Origin of the sequence: Alkaliphilus flagellatus (assembly GCF_018919215.1) — a bacterium.
Taxonomy (GTDB): Bacteria; Bacillota; Clostridia; order Peptostreptococcales; family Natronincolaceae; genus Alkaliphilus_B; species Alkaliphilus_B flagellatus.
Map to the genome: position 1 here is coordinate 286,470 of NZ_JAHLQK010000001.1, position 20,137 is coordinate 306,606.

Here is a 20,137-nt window from a genome sequence, read left to right on the forward strand (position 1 = left end):
AATAAGGGGACAATTATGGACCTTTTATTAAGCGTTTCTTTTTTAAAGTTTTAAAATGTACAACATATTCAAAAGGAGTAGATAAGATGTCAGAAACTTTATTAAGCGTTGGTATTGATATTGGAACATCAACAACACAATTAATTTTGTCAGAACTTTCAATTGAAAATATGGCATCAGTTTTTACAATTCCAAGGGTTTCCATTACGGATAAAAAGGTGATATTTAAGAGTGATATTATCTTTACTCCTATATTAGAAAACAATCTAATAGATTCTGATGGTATAAAGGCATTTGTAGAGCAGCAATACAAAAGAGCAGGTATTACAAAATCAGATATTCAGACTGGGGCAGTCATTATAACTGGGGAAACAGTCCGAAAGGAAAATTCCCAGACAGTCGCTAAAGCTTTAAGCGGTTTTGCTGGAGATTTTGTTGTGGCAACAGCTGGTCCCGATTTAGAGAGCATTATCGCTGGTAAAGGAGCAGGGACTTATTCCTATTCTGAAAGCCAACACACAACGGCGGTAAACCTTGATATTGGAGGCGGGACAACAAATCTAGTAGTATTTAACGATGGGGATATTGAAGATACAGCTTGCTTTGATATTGGGGGTCGCTTGATAAAGGTGGATACCAATGAAATCATTTGTTATATTTCCCCAAAAGTGAAGGAAATCATCAAAAGAGAATCTTTAGATATTCACCTAAATGAAAAGATAAATCTTAAGGAATTAGATAAACTTTTAGATATATTTGTACAGGTATTGGAAAACAGCATTGGATTAGGTAAAAAGAGTCCTTATTTTGACTTGTTGATAACCAACAAACCATTGAACACAAAGCTTCAAATTAAATTTATTTCATTTTCAGGTGGCGTAGCAGATGGCATTACAAAAGAAAGTTTACAAAATCCCTTTGCATATGGTGATATTGGACTTTTGTTAGGTAAGAAAATAAGTGGTTCACTCCTTATGACAGCCCTTAAGGTGATTCCAACTGTAGAAACTATTCGTGCAACTGTAGTAGGAGCAGGATCACACACCACTGATGTTTCTGGGAGTACAATCACCTATAAAGAAGATATACTTCCACTTAAAAATATTCCTATATTACAGTTATCCAAAGACGATGAAAGTGCGAATAATTGTGGGAATTTAGGGGATATTATTCAAGAAAAAGTAAAATGGTTTATGGTAGGTGGAGAAGTGCAAATTATTGGATTAGGTGTAGAAGGTATACATAGCCCATCCTTCCAATTTATTCAGGGTTTGGCAAAAGAAATAATAAGGGGTTTAGATATGTTGATTCGGGAGAAATTGCCACTTGTTATTATAGTGAAAGAAGATATGGCAAAGGCACTAGGTAATAGCCTTTATGCACATCTTCCTAAAGATTATCCATTTGTATGTATAGATAGTGTTCATGTACGAAATGGAGATTATATCGATATTGGAAAGCCCATTGCAGCAGGTTCTGTTTTACCAGTAGTAGTAAAGACATTAGTATTTAGTTAAAGATAAAAGGAGGATGTACAATGATTTTAAAGACAAAGCTTTTTGGCAAAACCTATCAATTTTCATCTGTAATGGAAGTTATGGGGAAAGCTAACGAAGAAAAATCAGGAGATAATTTAGCTGGAGTTGCAGCAGATAGCGCTGAAGAAAGAGTTGCAGCTAAAGTTGTTCTATCACAATTAACGCTTTCAGATTTATTTAACAACCCTGCAGTGCCATATGAAAAGGATGAGGTAACACGCATTATTATTGATAATGTTAATCTTAAAACTTATGAAAAGATTAAAAATTGGACAGTAGCTAAATTAAGAGAATGGATTTTAAATAACAATACGACAAACTATGATATTCATCGTATATCAAATGGTCTAACTGCTGAAATGGTAGCAGCAGTTGCAAAAATTATGTCCAACTTAGACTTAATAGTAGGCGCTCAAAAGATTACAATAACTAAGACTGCTAATACTACAATTGGTCTTCCAGGAACTTTTTCAACCCGTCTACAACCAAATCATCCTACTGACAATGTGGATGGTATCATGGCTTCAGTTATGGAAGGCCTATCTATGGGATCTGGAGATGCAGTAATAGGTCTAAATCCAGTAGACGATACAACAGAAAGTGTAAAGCGTATTCTTCATAAGTTTAATGATTTTATTAATGAGTGGGAAATACCAACACAACATGTTGTTTTAGCTCACGTAGCTACTCAGATGGAAGCAATGGAGCAAGGGGCTCCAACAGGATTGGTATTCCAATCTATTGCAGGATCTCAAAAAGGAAATGCAGCTTTTGGAATTTCTGCAAAGATGCTTTCAGAAGCAAAGGACATGGCTTTGAAGTTGGGTACGGCAGTAGGCCCAAATGTTATGTACTTTGAGACAGGTCAAGGTTCAGAGCTTTCTTCTGATGCCCATAATGGTGTAGATCAACTGACTATGGAAGCTAGATGTTATGGATTTGCAAAATATTTTGATCCATTCCTTGTTAATACAGTTGTTGGATTTATTGGACCAGAATATCTGTATGACTCTAAACAAGTTATTCGTGCAGGTCTAGAGGATCATTTTATGGGTAAGTTAACTGGTATTTCCATGGGTTGTGATGTTTGTTACACCAACCATATGAAGGCTGATCAAAATGATGCTGAAAACTTAACAGTTTTACTTGCAGCAGCTGGTGTAAACTTTATTATGTCTATTCCAAGTGGTGATGATGTTATGTTAAATTATCAAACCACAGGGTACCATGAGGGTGCATCAATTAGACAGTTATTAAATAAGCGAACAATAAAAGAATTTGACCAATGGTTAGAAAAAATGGGATTCAGTGAAAATGGACGTTTAACTTCTAAAGCTGGTGATGCATCTGTATTCTTGAAGCATTAAATATTTCTAAGAGGAGGATAACTAATGGATGAATTAGGCTTAAAAGAAATGATTAAATCGATTTTAAATGAAATGGTAGATGAAGTATCACCAGTTATAAATGGTTCAACCACAAAAGCAACTGTAGGCACAATGCAATCTACTAAGCCTCAGGAAGTTGAAGAGGGATTTATACCAGATATTACAGAAGTAGATATTCGGAAGCAATTTTTAGTACCAGATCCAGTAGATAAAGAAGGTTATTTAAAAATGAAATCCTATACACCAGCCCGCTTGGGATTGTGGAGAGCAGGTACAAGATATATGACGGAACCTAGTCTTCGATTTCGTGCTGACCATGCTGCTGCCCAGGATGCTGTATTCTCTTATGTTAGTGAAGATCTAGTTAAGGAGCTTAGATTTGTAGAGGTTGCTACTAAATGCAAGGATAAAGATGAATATCTTACACGTCCAGATTTAGGGCGTAGGTTTTCAAGTGAAGCAATAAATACAATAAAAGAGGCTGTGAAACCAAATCAGAAAGTACAAGTTATCGTTGGTGATGGTTTAAGTTCAGCAGCAATAGAGGCAAATATTAAAGATATTTTACCTTCTTTACGACAAGGACTTAAGATGTTTGGTCTTGACTTTGGAGAGGTTGTTTTTATAAAGCATTGTCGCGTACCAGCTATGGATCAAATTGGTGAAGCAACAGGAGCTGATGTGGTCTGTCTTTTAATTGGAGAAAGACCAGGCCTTGTTACATCAGAATCTATGAGTGCATATATAGCTTATAAACCAACCATTGGTATGCCAGAGGCTAGAAGGACAGTAGTTTCCAATATTCACAAACAAGGAACCCCAGCAGTGGAAGCAGGAGCATATATTGCTGAAATTATCAAGAGAATGTTAGATAATAAAGCGTCTGGGTTAGATTTGAAAGAGAAATAAAAAACCGCTTGATTTAAAGAGGAGGTTTCTTAATGAAGAATGAACGATTGGGTGCAAATGTTCTAAGTGTAAAAATCATTCCAAATGTTGATGATGGATTGGCAAAGGAATTAAAATTAGCACCAAACCAAAAAAGTTTAGGGATTATAACATCTGATTCTGATGATGTAACATATGTAGCATTAGATGAAGCAACGAAGGCATCAGATGTAGCAGTTGTATATGCAAGAAGTATGTATGCTGGAGCTGCTAATGCTTCTACAAAATTAGTAGGAGAAGTTATTGGAATCTTAGCAGGTCCAAGTCCAGCAGAGATACGAAGTGGTCTAGATCGTGCTATTGAGGTAATAGAAAATGAAGCTAGCTTTTATAGTGCAAATGATGATAATTCAATAGTTTATTTTGCCCATTCTGTATCTAGAACAGGTTCCTATCTTTCAAAAGGAGCGAATGTTAAAGAAGGAGAGGCCATTGCTTATTTAATAGCGCCACCACTTGAAGCAATTGTAGCTATTGATACGGCTTTGAAATCTGCTGATGTAAAAATGCGTGTATTTTATGGACCACCAACTGAAACAAACTTTGCAGGAGCATTACTAACAGGGTCACAATCTGCTTGTAGAGCAGCATGTGAAGCATTTGCTAAGGCTGTGAAAGCCGTTGCTGATAGCCCGACCAGTTATTAGGGGGTGGTTAATATGGCTAACGCATTAGGTTTAATTGAAGTACGTGGAAAGTTAGGAGCAATCCTAGCAGCAGATGCAGCTGTAAAGGCGGCAAATGTAACTCTACTTGGAGGAGAAGCAATCCGTGGAGGATTGACAACAATTCATATTATTGGAGATATTGCGGCAGTAAAAGCAGCAGTTGAGGCAGGTGAAGTTGCTGTGGTAAATAAGAATAGTCTAATTAGTAGTCATGTTATCCCACGTTTGGATGACCAAGTTGAGCAGATGTTGATGAAATCATTTGGTAAAAAGGAAGGTAATCCTCCAGACTCCAAGAAATCAAGTCAACCTATCATAGAAGAAACAGAGAAAGATGAAACAGTGGAAGAAAAAAAGGATACTTTACTCATACCTTTGAATGAATCAAAAGAAATTTTAGAGGAAAATCTGGAACATAGAGTAGATACAATTGTAGATTCATCCTTTGATAAAGGACAACTAGAAAAAATGAAAGTGGCCGATTTACGTTCACTTGCATATAAATTAAATCCTTCTACCATAAAGAAATCAGAAATTAAATCTGCTAATAAAGCAGTGCTTATTGAAGCATTGCTAGATAAAGGAGTTGAGCATTAATGGGATTGATAGATAAAGACCTTGTTTCAGTTCAAGAAACTAGGGATTTACTGAAGAAAGCACAAGAAGCGCAAAAAGAAATAGCCAAGTTATCTCAAGAACAAATCGACACCATTTGCAAGGCTATAGCAAAGGCAGCTTTTGACAATCGTGTGAAACTAGCTAAAATGGCACAAGAAGAAACAGGATTTGGAAGATGGCAAGATAAAGTTCTTAAGAATGCCTTTGCATCAAGAGATTTATTAAATGCAATTAAAGATATGAAGACAGTTGGTGTAATTAAAAATAATATAGAAGCTAAATATATGGAAGTAGCTGTTCCTGTTGGAGTGGTTGCAGGGCTTATTCCTTCAACCAATCCCACATCAACAGTTATCTACAAAGCACTAATAAGCATTAAGGCAGGAAATGCTATTGTATTTTCACCTCATCCAAGTGCATTAAATTGTATCAAGGAAACAGTTCGCATTATAAATGAAGCAGGAAAAAGCGTCGGCTTACCAGATGGTGCTATTAGTGTAATTACAACAGTTACAATACAGGCAACAAATGAATTAATGAAAAATGAAAATACAGACTTAATTCTTGCTACTGGTGGGTCTGCAATGGTTCGCGCAGCATATTCCTCTGGAAGACCGGCAATTGGAGTTGGACCGGGTAATGGACCTGCATTTATAGAACGTAGTGCAGATATCCCGAAAGCAGTTGAGCTTATTATTGAATCCAAGACATTTGATAATGGTACAGTTTGTGCATCTGAACAGTCTATTATTGTTGAAGAAATCAGCAAAGAAAAAGTGATTGCAGAATTCAAGAAACAAGGTGGTTATTTCTTATCAAAAGAAGATGCCTTAAAACTTGAAAAGTATATTCTACGACCAAACGGTACAATGAATCCTAAGATCGTTGGAAGGACTGCACAGGCTGTTGCTGAATTAGCTGGTATTTCTGTACCAGAAGATGCAAAAGTTCTTATTGCCGAAGAGACACGTGTTGGTAATCTTGCCCCTTATTCAAGGGAAAAATTATCACCAATTTTAGCTTTTTATACAGTAAATACTTGGGAAGAAGCTCGTGATTTAAGTATGAAGATTTTATACTTTGAAGGCGCAGGACACACTATGGTTATTCACACAACAAACAAAAGAATTACAGAAGAGTTTGCCTTAAAAGTACCAGTTTCACGGCTACTAATAAACTGTTCGGCTACATTAGGTGGAATAGGAGCAACTACAAACCTTATGCCTGCATTGACACTAGGTTGTGGAGCTATAGGAGGAAGTTCTACTTCTGACAATGTTGGCCCACAGAACTTATTTAATCTTCGCCGAGTTGTCTATGGCGTTAGGACATTAGATGAAATACGTGGAGAAGATATATTTGAAGAAGTTAGTGCTATAGCCGTTGAAGACTTGGGACTTAGTAAGGATCAATTGGTAGATTTACTCGTTGAACGTGTTCTACAAAAGTTAAAGTAAGCAAAGAGCAACACAATAACATTGATAACAAAATAAAAATATAAAAAATCTAGGAGGAAATTATAATGGCCAATACAAACGCATTAGGTATGATTGAAACAAAAGGATTGGTAGCAGCAATAGAGGCAGCAGATGCAATGGTTAAAGCAGCAAATGTAACATTAATTGGAAAAGAACAAGTAGGCGGCGGACTAGTAACAGTTATGGTTCGTGGAGACGTGGGAGCTGTTAAAGCTGCAACAGATGCTGGAGGAGCAGCAGCAGAAGCAGTTGGTGAATTAGTATCTGTTCATGTAATACCACGTCCACATATGGAAGTAGATGTAATCCTACCAAAATACGATACCCAATCATAATCAGGCTTCGAACACTCATAATGAACGCTTAAAGTTGGAAGATAAAAAGTGGGGCTGAGGCATAATAAAAGCTTATGCTCAGCCTTTTCTTTATCGAGGGGAAGTGAATACTAATGGCTATTTTAACGGAAAGTAAAATAAAAAAACTACTCCGTACGACGAAATTAAAAGAAACAAAATTCTTAGTTTTAGAACCTGGGACTGTAATTACACCTTCTGCAAAAGAATATTTAAAGGATATTACTATTGAATATATGGAAATACCAGAAGCATCTGAGACTAAGAATCAAGAAGCAACCTTCCCAATGACCCAGTTGAAAGTAAGCGAATCCAAGAATGTAAAGAATATCCAAGAAATTTTAATGTATAATAATGGAAAAGGACAGGAAATGTGGAAAAGTCACTTAACTTATCAATTTAAAATTAAAATTGATATTATAATAAGCCATATTCTGACTTTACAAAAGAAAAGTCACCATATAGGGAAGATGGAGTTAATAGAAGCTTTAAATACTATCTTAATTGTAGTCAAGACAATATCAATAGAGATTTTAGCTTCAGACAAGTTAGATCTGGTACAGGAAATTGAAAAGTTGTTGGAAGACAAAAAGCCATACGTTGCCAGTCTATATCCAGAAGGTTCCTTTATTCCAACCTATAAAGATGAAGAATGTGTCATAGCTTTATTTGAGTTACATGCATATTTACAAGAACTAGAACATTTTATTGCTAAAGAAATGAAAGAGATTCTGGCATTTGAGGATTATATAAATTGCATTTCAATAGCGACTATTTTAAAGGATTATTGTTGGATTTTGATGATGCAGTCAAAAGAAAATTCAGTAGAATAGGGGTGGAAATATGACTAAAAATAATATTGATACAATAGTGGATGCAGTTGTCTCTCGTATACACGAAGTAATGGATCAAACTTTTGAAATTGAAGCAAGTGGACGCCATATCCATCTAAATCGAGAGGCAATAGATTCCCTCTTTGGAGAGGGTTATCAATTACACCCATCAAAATATTTATCACAGCCAGGCGAATTTGCATCAGAAGAACGAGTGAGTATTAAAGGACCTAAGGGCACTATTCACAATGTTATAATTCTTGGGCCAGAGCGAAAAAACTGTCAAGTGGAGGTTTCATTAACAGACGCACGTTCACTAGGTGTAAATGCGCCAGTTCAATTAAGTGGAAATATTGAAAACACTCCAGGAATTATTGTGATGAATGGCTCTAAGTCTTTTGTCTTAGATAGAGGTGTCATAGTTGCAAAACGCCATATTCATGTAAAAGATATAGATGCCGAAAGGTTAGATGTCAAAGATCAAGAGAGGGTATCCGTTCAAGTGTTTAGTGAAAGACCACTCATATTTGATGATGTTATAGTGAGAGTAAGTCCCAAGTTTGAGACTTCTATGCACATTGATTACGATGAAGCAAATGCTTGTGGCCATAAGAAAGGTGTACGAGGGCGTATTGTTAAGAGGTGATATAGATGGACAATATTGAAGTATTAGTGCAAAAAATCACAGATATTATTATACAACGTTTACAGAAGGAAGAACCTAGAAAGACAGTTGCATTTTTAGGGAAAGAAAATTCAAGTATTCGGACTTACTATGAAAAAAGAGGCTATCAAATAGTGTCAGTTAAAGATAAATCAGATACAGATATAGTAATCGTTACTGAGCTGTCTATTTTAAATATGAATCGCATAGCACTAGGACTTCCTCAAACAGAAGATGAAGTAATTATTTTTCAACGTTTATTGAATAAGAAAGAAGCTATTTTTTTAGAAGAAGGAATGGAGCTTCAGGCAAGTCGGCATGTGGCTCCACGAGCATTGCTACAAGTCCTTGAGAATCATAAAAACCAATTGGTAAGGTACGGTGCTTCTATACTTCCATTAAAGAATTTTGAAAAGATAAATGAAACTATAAATAAAGAAGTAAAAGATGTAATTCATAAAAGTGATAAGAAGGAGCTTCTTACCATAGCAAAAGTGCGAAAACTGAACTTACAGGCAGGAGATATCTTTGAAGCAGATAAGAACACTATTATTACAGCATTGGCTAGAGATTATATGCGTGATTTAGGTGTTCAGATAGTATAGAAAGGAGCATACTATGTTCATTGGAAAAGTTGTTGGTAGCTTATGGGCTACTCGCAAGGATGAAAAGTTAAATGGTTTAAAGTTTCTACTCATTGAAAAACAACTAAACGAACAAGAGGCTGATCCTGCTCTAGTTGTTGCAGTTGACCATGTAGGTGCTGGCATTGGGGAATCTGTACTGATTACCACTGGTAGCTCTGGTCGTCTATCTTTTGATGGTAAAAATATTCCTGTTGATATGGTTATTGTCGGTATTATAGACACTGTGGACTATCCAAAGAAATGATAAAAGCTGCTATTTATAAATAGAATGGAGTGAAATGAATGAGTATAAATGAAATAATAATTTGGGTTATGGCAATTATAATGGTCATAGGTGCAATCGACCGTTCACTTGGTGATAAAACTGGTTTAGGTCAGCGATTTGAAGAAGGAATACTAGCAATGGGTGCTTTGGCACTTTCAATGGCTGGTATAATCGTTATAGCACCCAAGTTATCAGATTGGTTAAGTCCTATAGTGGTTCCATTATATAAATTGTTAGGAGCAGATCCAGCAATGTTTGCAGGAACTCTATTAGCAAATGATATGGGGGGGTTTTTCTTAGCACAACAAATGACTACAGACCCACTAATTATGCTTTTCTCAGGTGGTATTTTAGGAGCCATGCTGGGGGCGACAATTGTATTTACAATCCCAGTTGGATTAGGCATTATCAGCAAGGAAGATACAAAGTATTTAGCACAAGGAGTATTATGTGGGATTGTGACTATTCCAATTGGAGCATTAGTTGCAGGAATTGTGATGGGTATACCAATAGTTAAAGTCTTTATGAACTTAATACCTATAATAGCTGTAGCGATTTTAATTTCAATTGGACTATTTAAAATCCCTGAAGGAATGATTAAAGGGTTCAATATATTTGGGAAAATTATAGTGGCTGTTGCAGCCATTGGGCTGGCAATTGGTGGGTTAGACTTACTATTAGGTATTAAAATATTTGAAAATCAAGATACACTTGAAGTTGGATTTCAAACAGTTGGTGGTATTGCCATTACTTTAGCTGGTGCTTATGGACTGGTGTTCTTGATCACAAAGATATTCAATAAACCATTGATGAAACTAGGTCACTTGTTAGGAATGAATGATATTGCAGCAGCGGGTCTAATTGCATCTCTTGCCAACAACATCGCCATGTTCCAAACAGTAAAGGACATGGATAAACGTGGAAAGGTGATTAATATTGCTTTTGCAGTTTCAGCATCTTTTACATTTGGTGACCACTTAGGATTTACAGCTGGTGTTGCGCCAGAATTGATTACTCCAATGATTATTGGTAAGCTAGTCGGTGGTATTTCTGCCATTCTTGTTGCCATATTTCTATCTAAACGTGTATTTAGGATTGAACAAAGCTAATACTGTAGAATTTAAGTACGAATGGAGGTAAGATGTTGAATATAGACAGATCAGAAATTGAAAAGTTAGTTCGTAGTATTATAATGGAAGAATACAGTAATAAGTTAAATGATTCTTCAAAGAGGCATGTTGACCCTAGTGGTGTAATGTCGATTTCGTTGCCATTGTTTTCTGTAAGTGAAGAAGATCGATTGGACACAGGCAACCCTAATCATAAAGTGTATACGAAGGATTTAGTGTCACTTACCGAAAGTCCTAGACTAGGTTGTGGTCTAATGGTAATGGAAGATACTACCTTCGATTGGACTTTAGGATATGATGAAATAGATTATATTATTGAAGGAACTCTAACTATTAACATAGATGGACGTCGTATAACTGCCAATGCAGGAGAATTGATTTTAATTCCAAGTGGTTCAAGTATTCAGTTTTCAGTTGAAGGAAGGGCAAGTTTTATCTACGTGACTTATCCAGCTGATTGGCAATCATAAACTAAGACTCAGTTCAGAGGAAGTTTTAACTCCCCCTGAACGCAAAGGTCGCGACGTGCCTTTGGCACTAGTACCCTTGCGGTGTGTTATCCAGGGGCTATGCAATTCCAACACTTTCACTTTTAGAAGCGGGAGTTTTGGAATTGTAAGCCATCGGATAAATTCTAAAAAGGCAAATTAATGGATTAAATGCAATTAATTTGCCTTTTGTTATTGTGAATACAACAAGGTTCCCGGGACCCATCAACAATCTTTGATTGCGTTGATGGGTGGGGTTCTTATTACTCTCTGTTCCAATTATTATATAGCATTATTTGTTCTAATAAAGCCTTTATATTTAGATTTTCAATACTTTTTATAGCCTTATTATATAAGTCTCTACCTTCATCATTGCTTAGATTGTATGAAATTCTTTAGAGGATATAGAAATGACAAATGATTTGATAGAAGAAGACTAGATAACTAGTTCTGTCAGATATTTTGTGATTAAATAAATCTATTTTTCAGAAAAACACCCTACAACCAAGGGGGTACCATATACTTACGGCATCATTATTGTACTCTCAAGGTATGTGGAGACTGTGGTGAGGATAGAGAAGGACTAAAATAAGTAGAGCAGAAAAGCCAGTAAATAAGGACTTCTAAGCATTGTATCAATTTTACCAGATGTTAGATGGTAGATAATGTGCTTTGAAACCCCTATTTTTATGTCTGAGGAAACATACCAAGGGCTTAAGTGTGTGTTTGTGTTGATAGATTAGATAACAGCTGTTTTAAAGGAGTTGAGAAGTATAATAAATCATATGATGATAGATTATTTGCAAATAACTTACCATGTGTTATAATTTTAAATACATATAAGGGGTTAAGGAGGTGGCGACTTGGCACCGCAATATACCAGAAAAATGATTCGCGAGGCATTCATAAAGATGCTCAATGAGCGTTCACTTAATAAAATCACAGTTAAGGATATTGCTACAGCATGTGAGATAAATAGAAATACTTTTTATTACTACTACACAGATATATATGCACTTCTATCAGAAATATTCCAAACAGAACTTCAGACAGTCATTGATGAATATAATGATACACTCTCATGGGAGGAGAGCTTTATTGTGGCTGCTAAATTTGCTTTAGAAAACAGAACGGCCATTTATCATGTATATAATTCGATGCAAAGAGAAGAATTAGTGAACTATATATACAATGTATCAGGAAATGTCATGATCCGGTATGTTGAAAAAGTAAGCAATGGTATCTCAGCTTCTTCGAGAGATAAAAAACTAATTGCTTCCTTTTATCAGTGTGCCCTCACTGAAATGGTACTACGCTGGATTACTTCCGGAATGAAGGAAGACCCTGATACTATCGTTAGACGAATCGGGTATCTCTTCGATGGAAACATTGAGTTATCCCTTAAGCGAAGTGCTGATTTAAATAATGTCTGATAAGAAAGGAAATAGGAAATTCCTTTCTTATCAGACATTTTAATATTAATGCCTAAAAATTAGACAAATTAACTGCGGTGTTCGAATTTCGAACACCGCAGTTTGTTTATCTAATGAAAAGGACACAAAAAAACTATATTATAGATTTATACAAATCTTACAGATAATAAGTATTCACAAAGTTAAAGGAGGACTTATTATTTATTACACCATGTGGACAGGCTAATAGAGTGAACATAAAAAAACTCTAAATATAATAGTATTCATTAGAAGACTATTAAAAAATTAAGAAAGAGGGAGATAATAATGAAATTAAAAACACATGATGATAGACTTACCCTTACAAATGGAAGTTATCATGCTTTAGTAAATGCAAGAAAGCCTAAAGGAATTGAAGATAAAAAAGCTTATTTAATCGGTACTGGAATTGGTGCTTTAGCTGCTGGTTGTTTTTTAATTCGTGATGCTCACATGGATGGTAGCAAGATTACCTTCTTAGAACAATTAGACATTCCTGGTGGATCTTTGGATGGTGCAGTTCGTCAGAATGCGGGGTATGTGGCACGTGGCGGACGCGAAATGGGACATTATTTTGAGGTTTTATGGAACTTGTTTAGTTCATTACCATCTACAGAAGATCCTAATATGACTGTGTTAGATCATTTTTATTATACAAACTACGATGATCCAAACTTTAGCAATTGTCGTATTACTAAAAACCAAGGTGAGCGATATGACAATGGAAAATTTAATTTGGGTCAAGACTTGGCAAAAGAATTAGCTGCTTTTGTAAGTATAACAGATGAAGAACTTGAAGATAAATCTATCGAAGATATTTTTTCTGAGGAACTTTTAAATAGTGATTTTTGGACATATTGGAGAACAATGTTCGCTTTTGAAAACTGGCATAGTGCTTTAGAAATGAAATTATATATGAATCGTTTCATTCACCATGTTGGCGGCTTGCCAAATCTTTCTGCTTTACAATTTTCAAGACATGATCAATACACTTCATTTGTAAAACCTATGGTTAAATATTTAGAAGACCATGGTGCTAAATTTGAATATGGAGTTACTGTGGATAACGTTGAGTTCTCAATTTCAGATGATAAAAAGGTTGCAAAGAGAATAGTTGCAACAGATAAAACTGGAAAGGATATTTCCATTGATTTAACAGAAAACGACTTAGTGTTTATCACTAATGGTTCTATGACTGAAGGTTCAGGATATGGTGATGATAATACTCCTGCACCATTTAACAGGGAACCAGAAGGATGCTGGAAGTTATGGAGAAATATAGCGGCTCAATCAGATGAATTTGGAAGACCAGATAAATTCTGTACAGATACAGAAAAATCTAATTGGGAGTCTTGTACAGTAACTTGTCATGATGAACGTGTTCCTGAGTACATTGAAAAGATTACAAAACGTTCACCATATGGCGGACGCACTGTAACAGGCGGAATAGTTACAGCTCTTGATTCTTCATGGTTGATGAGTTGGACAATAAATCGTCAAGAACAGTATTATGGACAACCTGAAAAAGACGTTGTTGTTTGGGTATATGGTTTGTTCTCTGACGTTCCTGGAGATTATATTAAAAAACCTATGAGAGATTGTACTGGTAAGGAAATCACAAAAGAATGGTTATATCATATAGGTGTTCCTACAGATAAAATTGAAGAATTAGCAGGATCATGTAGTGCAGTTCCTGTTATGATGCCATTTATCACATCTCAATTTATGCCACGTGCAGCTGGAGATCGTCCATATGTTGTACCAAAGAATGCAGTAAACTTTGCCTTCCTTGGACAATTTGCTGAAACATTGGATGATCCAGGTCGTGATACTGTATTTACTATAGAATATTCAGGACGTACAGCTATGGAAGCAGTATATGTTTTAACTGGGGTTGAAAAAGGAGTTCCTGAGGTATATGCTTCGAGATATGATATCCGCTATTTATTAAATGCAGGTAAATGTCTATTAGATGGAGAGAAACCAGAACTTGATTTACCACCAATGACTAAACGTAAAATTTTAAAACAAGTAGCAGGAACAGACATTGAAAAGCTATTAAAAGAATATGGAATTATTTAATGACATTTACAGTTAGATAATTTGATTGAAATCCCGAATTTTAAAAAAATCGGGATTTCAATTTATATGTAGTTATTATTAATATTGCTACTTGGTATATTAATAATATAATAGAACATCATGCAAAGGAGGAAACTTCTATGAAAGAACAAATAAATCTTAAGCAAGCTTATATTCCTACTATAGAAGAAATGCAAAGTTGGTATGAAGATGATTTACGCAAGGAAGCCTTAAAATCATCAGAATATGAGAATAATAAAAAAATAGAAGAACAAGGGGCGTTTTTTAAAGCTTTTCGAAAATTTGAAGAAAGGGATTATGAAATTCCTCAAGATTCTAAAAAAAGCAATGTTTATTACGAAAAATATAAGGCTTATGTGGAAGAAGAAACAGCAAATAAGGGAAAAAAGATACAGGAAATTGAAAATTCAATTGAATATGAAAAGTTTTTTCTTCGTTGGGAAAGGAGGGTCAATAGCGAGAGTAATAATTACAGTCATTATGGGAGTAATTCAGCTACAAGATATAGAGTTGATTGCATAAAAAAATTGGGAAAAGAGTTAGAGACGATCCTAGAAGACTCTCCGGAAGCATGGGAATTTTATTATAAACGTCAATTGATAAGCGATATAGAAACCCAACATCAGCAGCGTTTGGTAACTGTACCTTATGTAGTTAAAGCAAAACAAAAAGTAATAGATTCGTTGAATTTAGGTGTTCCTGTATATATTGTAGGACATTTAGGAAGTGGAAAAACACAATTAGCAACTGAAGCGGCCTTGGATTTTACTATTCAAAATAGAATACAAAGAGAATTAGAAGATAAAATGGAAGATTGGTTTTCTGCAAATCCAAATGTGACAGAAAAAGATGCTATTCAAAAATTTGGAGAATTTAATGAAGAAAGAAAGCTTCACTATAAAAATATATTAACTAATGGAAGTAAAGAGGAAATAGAATCTTTACAGCCACTGTTTATATCTGGTTCTCATAATTTAACTTATGAAGATATGTTTGTAGAGAAAACTTTGTCTCTCAAACACAGTTTCTCCCAAGGTTCTTTTGCAGATTATCTGAATATGATTATAGAGGATTTTTATGAGTGGATGAATGAGCACAAAGCAAGACTAGAGAAGATGACTGATGAAGAGCAGTTACAGCTTAAGATTCAAATATGGAAAAGTTTTTCTGATTTATTGGTCGCAAGTAATAGTGCTTTTGGGACTGAAATCAAAAAAATAGAAAGAGAAATTTTGATTGCAGTAAAAGAAGGTCGCCCTGTAATTGTAGACGAATTAAATACAATTGCCATGCAAAACTTAATTGCTTTAAATGATATTTTACAACGTCATGCAGGAAATACAGCTTATATTACAGGAGTTGGTCCTGTTTTGATTAAGCCTGGATTTGGATTTATTGGTACAGGAAACCTGTCAAGTCAAATGGTTAATTATGAAGGAACCAATGAGTTAAATCCAGCATTTAAATCACGTTTCGTAACCATTGAGTATAATTATGTACCTCAAAAGACAATTGGTTCCTTAGAAGATCAAGAGTTCCCAGAAAAAAATGAACTTTTTAGAATAATAATAGCACGATTAGCTGATAGAAATGGAAATGTTCATATTCCTAATTCCAAAAGGACATTAGAAGAATTGTTTAGATTTTCTCAATTGTGCAGGGTTACTCAAAATGTTTTTATGGGTAAATGGAAAGATGACGAAGCCCAAAAAGATTGTGGAATGGATGAACTAGAGCTGAAGGAGTCTGTATTATCAATTCGTAATATTTTACACGTTTTAGATAATTGGAATCGAGGCGAAGAAAAAGACTTGAGCAAAGCGTTGTGGGATGGCTTTATTAGTTCAATCACTTATCCTGACGACCAAAACTATATTCTATCACAAGCAGTACGTTTCGGATTTTTCCCTATGGGAGAAGGATGGAAGGTTGATACAAAAGGCATAGGAGAAGCAACCACAACATATGATGAAATTCGAACTCGTCCATATAACTATGTCCGACCATTAACAGAAACTTTAAGTTATTTAGATGTAGTTCATTTGATATTTGGGAAAGGAACGCCGAGAAAAACTTTGCCAAAAGGGCTAAAAGAAAACTTTGAAGATAATATTAATGAATCATCGCGAATTGATGCAAAGAAATATCAAGAATTAGACCAACAATTATCTCATTTAGAGCATTCAAAAGATATCCTTGAATACTTAGAAGATAATGGAGAAGAAAAATGAAAATAAATTTGTCAGTAGACGGAAAGGATTTTAAGAGTCAAGTTAAAGAGCTAAGAGAAAAGCTGAATGAATGCCAAGCAAATGGAATTTTAGATGGTGATTTCGAAGAACAATTAGACAAACTTTCACAAATAGAAGAAGAGTTATTGACTGACTTAATTCCGTATTACCGAGTTTATGCAAATAATGTCAAAAAGACTTCAATGCAAATAAATCCGATAAAACAATTGGGAGCTTTTAGTTTTGATAGTTTTTTACAAACTACATTGAGGATTAATAAAAATCTTTTTATTACAAGTAGTATAGATAGAAAAGTTCAATTTTTTTATATAGATATTGTAGATGATTTTTCTGATCATAATCAAATTGAAGAAGAGTGGAGTCCTCCTATTAAAGAAATAAAAGAGACAATTTCGTTTATATATAAATTGAATGATAAAGAAATTTTGCTTTTGGGAGTCAGAGGGGGATGCTATCTACTTTCAAGCGATAATTTTGATCAAATACCTAATGTTAACGGACAGATTAAAGTTAAAAGGATTCAAACAGATCATGATTTTAATGGATTTGGAAGATGTTTAGCAATTAGAGATGGTTTATTTGTAGTGGAAAATGGAGATGAAAAGTTAAATTTATTTGAAATAATAAAAGAAAATGATGAATATCGTTTGGTTTTTCATAAAGATATATATTGCACTATTCCAAATTGGACTGTATTGGAAAAAATAAATGATGATTATTTTGTAGTTGGAACAAAACTGGGAAAATTATATTTTATCAAATATGAGAACAGACAATTGACTATTACAGAAAAAATTGATTTTCTAGATGATGAAATAAGGCAAATCAGATGTTTAGAAGATGAAAATGGTAAAAAGAAATCACTTATGGTGACAGGTAATAAAGGTCATCTTAAGATATTTTCTTTATATGAAGATTCAAAAGCTATAAAAATGGAATTGAATGATTTGAAAGGTAATTTGTTTGATGTTCAATCTAAAAAAGGCACAGCTATAGTTTTAAGTGAAGATGGAATTATATACTTACTTGAAGAGAATTTTGGAAATTGGTATCTAAATGAAAAGGCGACGATTAAAGATATCTTTTTTACAAATGTCTTTAAATTAGATATTTCAAAATATTTACTCATGGATATAGAAGGTAAATTAAATCTGTTAGACATTGATCGAATTGATACACCAAAAGACTTGTGGAATCTGCCACTGTATTAATAGGAGAGGATGAGTATGTTTGAATTTGATGAACAAACACTAATTGAAGAATCTAAAAAACATTGCGAAGAATTTTTGCAAAAAGAACAACGCTCATTAGCCACATTTACAGGAGATTCTAGTTTAATGTATATTCCTGATTCAAAACTACAAAGATTTCTATTAGATCCTTCCAAAGGAGTATTGTACTTGCCCTTGGAAAGTTTTTTAGATAGAAAATTAGATGAAAATCAAATCATGTGGCATATCTACTATGAGCTAGCCTTATACCCTGACTGGAAAAAACAAACTAAAAAATATATAAATAGAAAAAAAGATTGGCAGAAAGAAATTGATCATATGACAAGCTATATTTTAGCTAGGATAAAAAAAGAAGGACTGGAAAATGACCTTGCATATCAACCCAAAGTTATTTCTAATTATGTAAGAAAAGAAATTTTTGATTTGTTACATCTATTGGATAAACAGACATCATTTCTAAGAGTTTTGCAGATGTGTCCTATATATAGGGATGAAGAAAATTTTAGGAAAATTGTTTCATATATGAAACAAACAGGTAAGACCATTGAATCAATTTCTCAAATGCCTAGACACAGAGCTTTTGCAAACAGCTTTTTTATTATTGAATTATATAAAATAGAGCCTAAAATCGAAGAATGTGCTGAAAATCCTTTTGATAGAAAAATTTTCAATCAGCGTTTTTTTGATTTTATTCATTATCAATTAGTTAGACAGATAAACAACGATCAAGGAATTATAGAGAGAGATCCATTCATTAAGTCTTTCATCTTTCCAACTTTTGAGCAATTATGGAAAAAAGAAATTGATGAAATGATGTTATATAAGTCAAAAGGACAAAAAGAAGAGCAAGTCAAAGGAAGTGAAAATCCTTTTGGACAGTCAAAAGCAGATGAGATACCAGATTCACTGGAATCTACCCAGGAAGAAGTGGAAAAGATTTTAGAAGAGATGCTAGATCAACAAGACCAAATAAGTGAGAGCGTACAAAATACTATGCAAGGTAAGGTAGATTTAGAGCCTTATGGAATTAGCCAATCAGATCAACAATTGTTTCAATTTTATTCAAATAAAATGAAAGTGGAAAGAGAACAAATGCGTCAATTTTGGAAAAAGTTGATAGGAGACGCAAAAAAAGAAATAAGTGTAAAAAAAGATGACCAAGTAAAGGGAAAACTAGATATAGATAGCTTCATTAACTCTTATACGGATTTTGTAGAAGCCGAAAAAAAGGGAAATTACAAAAATCTTCCGATTTTTAATAGATACTTACTAGAGACTCAAGCAGATATATTGCCTGAAAGAATAGAGATTTCTTTTGTGATAGACAATTCAGGATCAATGAATGCGTCAAAAATTGAGGCGGCAAGAAAAGCTTTGGCAGTGACCTTGCTGTCGATAGATGATTTTAATCGATATTTGAAAAACAATGCAGAACAATTGAATCAAAAAGTAGAAGTTTTAAGTGAAACTTGGTTTTTTGGCAGTAAGTATTATAATGTTAAAGAATTTAACGATAAAAATGTGAAGGAAAAAGAAAAAAGTGATATAATTCGCTCAATCGTAAAGCTAGATGCAACAGATGGAGCAACTGACGATGCAAGTTGTCTTAGAGAAATATCCAATAGAATTACGTCCATACGGGAAAGTGAACTCAAAAAAGGAAAGCAAATAAAGATAGTCTTTGAAATTACAGACGGTGCATCAAGTTTTCCAGGATCAGCAAAAGAAGCTGTACAAGAATTATTATCTAAAAATGTTGAAGTTTATGCTTTTCAAATAGGAAAAAATAGCGAAACAAATGAAAAAATTTTTAACTTCGTATGGAATGAAGGATACAAACAACCACATGGAGTAATGATTGGTGAACAAGTAGAAAAACTACCAAAAGAATTGCTAAAAGCAGTAGGAAAAAATATGCAGTCTATTTTTAATAATTAGTTGGGTAAGCGTAAAATCCAATACGCATTTTAATCCATTAATTTCTATGAGATAATATTTCCTAAGATTGCTCTTTTGGTCCAGTCAAGGGTAAAATAAACTCGATACGCTCGCCCTTGACAGAACCAAAAGCAATCTTTCTA

The 20,137-nt window shown here is 34.2% G+C and carries 18 protein-coding genes; all 18 read left to right on the top strand.

All coding sequences use genetic code 11. The features are described from left to right. Nucleotides 1-86: 86 nt before the first annotated feature. The 18 genes from eutA (at nt 87) to KQI88_RS01355 (ending at nt 19,994) form a co-directional block, all read left to right on the top strand. Entirely contained in the window at nt 87-1,517 is a 1,431-nt protein-coding gene (gene eutA / locus KQI88_RS01270; protein WP_216414552.1) for an ethanolamine ammonia-lyase reactivating factor EutA, read from the top strand. Nucleotides 1,518-1,537: 20 nt separating this feature from the next. Then, complete coding sequence (locus KQI88_RS01275; protein ID WP_216414553.1) at nt 1,538-2,905, top strand: ethanolamine ammonia-lyase subunit EutB; 1,368 nt, start codon at nt 1,538-1,540, stop codon at nt 2,903-2,905. Nucleotides 2,906-2,929: 24 nt separating this feature from the next. Further along, entirely contained in the window at nt 2,930-3,835 is a 906-nt protein-coding gene (gene eutC / locus KQI88_RS01280; RefSeq protein WP_216414554.1) for an ethanolamine ammonia-lyase subunit EutC, read from the top strand. Between the two features lie 32 nt (nt 3,836-3,867). Then, on the top strand, nt 3,868-4,521 hold the full coding sequence (gene eutL, locus KQI88_RS01285; protein WP_216414555.1) for an ethanolamine utilization microcompartment protein EutL: 654 nt from the start codon (nt 3,868-3,870) through the stop codon (nt 4,519-4,521). Nucleotides 4,522-4,533: 12 nt separating this feature from the next. Beyond that, the gene (locus KQI88_RS18225) at nt 4,534-5,139 is read left to right on the top strand and encodes a BMC domain-containing protein (protein ID WP_216414556.1); all 606 of its coding nucleotides are present in this window, start codon (nt 4,534-4,536) and stop codon (nt 5,137-5,139) included. Further along, complete coding sequence (locus KQI88_RS01295; protein ID WP_216414557.1) at nt 5,139-6,617, top strand: acetaldehyde dehydrogenase (acetylating); 1,479 nt, start codon at nt 5,139-5,141, stop codon at nt 6,615-6,617. Before KQI88_RS18225 ends, KQI88_RS01295 begins: the two co-directional genes overlap by 1 nt. Before the next feature lie 65 nt (nt 6,618-6,682). Next, nucleotides 6,683-6,973: a BMC domain-containing protein gene (locus KQI88_RS01300; protein WP_212379611.1), complete on the top strand. Its 291-nt coding sequence runs from the start codon at nt 6,683-6,685 to the stop codon at nt 6,971-6,973. A 113-nt stretch (nt 6,974-7,086) separates the two neighbouring features. Further along, on the top strand, nt 7,087-7,824 hold the full coding sequence (locus tag KQI88_RS01305; protein WP_216414558.1) for a hypothetical protein: 738 nt from the start codon (nt 7,087-7,089) through the stop codon (nt 7,822-7,824). Nucleotides 7,825-7,834: 10 nt separating this feature from the next. Then, nucleotides 7,835-8,470, top strand: coding sequence for an ethanolamine utilization phosphate acetyltransferase EutD (gene eutD / locus KQI88_RS01310; protein WP_216414559.1), 636 nt, complete (start codon nt 7,835-7,837; stop codon nt 8,468-8,470). 5 nt (nt 8,471-8,475) lie between these two features. Continuing rightward, complete coding sequence (locus KQI88_RS01315) at nt 8,476-9,093, top strand: hypothetical protein (RefSeq protein ID WP_216414560.1); 618 nt, start codon at nt 8,476-8,478, stop codon at nt 9,091-9,093. A 13-nt stretch (nt 9,094-9,106) separates the two neighbouring features. Continuing rightward, nucleotides 9,107-9,379 carry a EutN/CcmL family microcompartment protein gene (locus tag KQI88_RS01320; protein WP_212379602.1) on the top strand — a complete coding sequence of 91 codons (273 nt, stop codon included), beginning with the start codon at nt 9,107-9,109 and terminating at the stop codon, nt 9,377-9,379. 38 nt (nt 9,380-9,417) lie between these two features. Beyond that, the gene (locus tag KQI88_RS01325; RefSeq protein WP_216414561.1) at nt 9,418-10,509 is read left to right on the top strand and encodes an ethanolamine utilization protein EutH; all 1,092 of its coding nucleotides are present in this window, start codon (nt 9,418-9,420) and stop codon (nt 10,507-10,509) included. Nucleotides 10,510-10,541: 32 nt separating this feature from the next. Further along, a complete protein-coding gene (locus KQI88_RS01330) occupies nt 10,542-11,000 on the top strand; it encodes an AraC family ligand binding domain-containing protein (protein WP_216414562.1) in 459 nt (152 codons plus the stop codon). A gap of 881 nt (nt 11,001-11,881) precedes the next feature. Further along, nucleotides 11,882-12,451 (top strand): TetR/AcrR family transcriptional regulator C-terminal domain-containing protein, encoded by a 570-nt coding sequence (locus tag KQI88_RS01335; RefSeq protein WP_216414563.1) that lies wholly within the window; start codon nt 11,882-11,884, stop codon nt 12,449-12,451. A gap of 306 nt (nt 12,452-12,757) precedes the next feature. After that, complete coding sequence (locus KQI88_RS01340; protein WP_216414564.1) at nt 12,758-14,551, top strand: oleate hydratase; 1,794 nt, start codon at nt 12,758-12,760, stop codon at nt 14,549-14,551. Between the two features lie 140 nt (nt 14,552-14,691). Further along, nucleotides 14,692-16,803 (top strand): P-loop NTPase family protein, encoded by a 2,112-nt coding sequence (locus tag KQI88_RS01345; protein ID WP_216414565.1) that lies wholly within the window; start codon nt 14,692-14,694, stop codon nt 16,801-16,803. Next, on the top strand, nt 16,800-18,035 hold the full coding sequence (locus KQI88_RS01350; RefSeq protein WP_216414566.1) for a hypothetical protein: 1,236 nt from the start codon (nt 16,800-16,802) through the stop codon (nt 18,033-18,035). Before KQI88_RS01345 ends, KQI88_RS01350 begins: the two co-directional genes overlap by 4 nt. A gap of 15 nt (nt 18,036-18,050) precedes the next feature. Continuing rightward, nucleotides 18,051-19,994: a vWA domain-containing protein gene (locus KQI88_RS01355; RefSeq protein WP_216414567.1), complete on the top strand. Its 1,944-nt coding sequence runs from the start codon at nt 18,051-18,053 to the stop codon at nt 19,992-19,994. The last annotated feature ends 143 nt before the right edge of the window (nt 19,995-20,137 follow it).

Coding starts and splice junctions, on each gene's coding strand:
- eutA (WP_216414552.1), top strand. CDS start 87: ATGTCAGAAACTTTATTAAGCGTTGGTATTGATATTGGAACATCAACA.
- KQI88_RS01275 (WP_216414553.1), top strand. CDS start 1,538: ATGATTTTAAAGACAAAGCTTTTTGGCAAAACCTATCAATTTTCATCT.
- eutC (WP_216414554.1), top strand. CDS start 2,930: ATGGATGAATTAGGCTTAAAAGAAATGATTAAATCGATTTTAAATGAA.
- eutL (WP_216414555.1), top strand. CDS start 3,868: ATGAAGAATGAACGATTGGGTGCAAATGTTCTAAGTGTAAAAATCATT.
- KQI88_RS18225 (WP_216414556.1), top strand. CDS start 4,534: ATGGCTAACGCATTAGGTTTAATTGAAGTACGTGGAAAGTTAGGAGCA.
- KQI88_RS01295 (WP_216414557.1), top strand. CDS start 5,139: ATGGGATTGATAGATAAAGACCTTGTTTCAGTTCAAGAAACTAGGGAT.
- KQI88_RS01300 (WP_212379611.1), top strand. CDS start 6,683: ATGGCCAATACAAACGCATTAGGTATGATTGAAACAAAAGGATTGGTA.
- KQI88_RS01305 (WP_216414558.1), top strand. CDS start 7,087: ATGGCTATTTTAACGGAAAGTAAAATAAAAAAACTACTCCGTACGACG.
- eutD (WP_216414559.1), top strand. CDS start 7,835: ATGACTAAAAATAATATTGATACAATAGTGGATGCAGTTGTCTCTCGT.
- KQI88_RS01315 (WP_216414560.1), top strand. CDS start 8,476: ATGGACAATATTGAAGTATTAGTGCAAAAAATCACAGATATTATTATA.
- KQI88_RS01320 (WP_212379602.1), top strand. CDS start 9,107: ATGTTCATTGGAAAAGTTGTTGGTAGCTTATGGGCTACTCGCAAGGAT.
- KQI88_RS01325 (WP_216414561.1), top strand. CDS start 9,418: ATGAGTATAAATGAAATAATAATTTGGGTTATGGCAATTATAATGGTC.
- KQI88_RS01330 (WP_216414562.1), top strand. CDS start 10,542: ATGTTGAATATAGACAGATCAGAAATTGAAAAGTTAGTTCGTAGTATT.
- KQI88_RS01340 (WP_216414564.1), top strand. CDS start 12,758: ATGAAATTAAAAACACATGATGATAGACTTACCCTTACAAATGGAAGT.
- KQI88_RS01345 (WP_216414565.1), top strand. CDS start 14,692: ATGAAAGAACAAATAAATCTTAAGCAAGCTTATATTCCTACTATAGAA.
- KQI88_RS01350 (WP_216414566.1), top strand. CDS start 16,800: ATGAAAATAAATTTGTCAGTAGACGGAAAGGATTTTAAGAGTCAAGTT.
- KQI88_RS01355 (WP_216414567.1), top strand. CDS start 18,051: ATGTTTGAATTTGATGAACAAACACTAATTGAAGAATCTAAAAAACAT.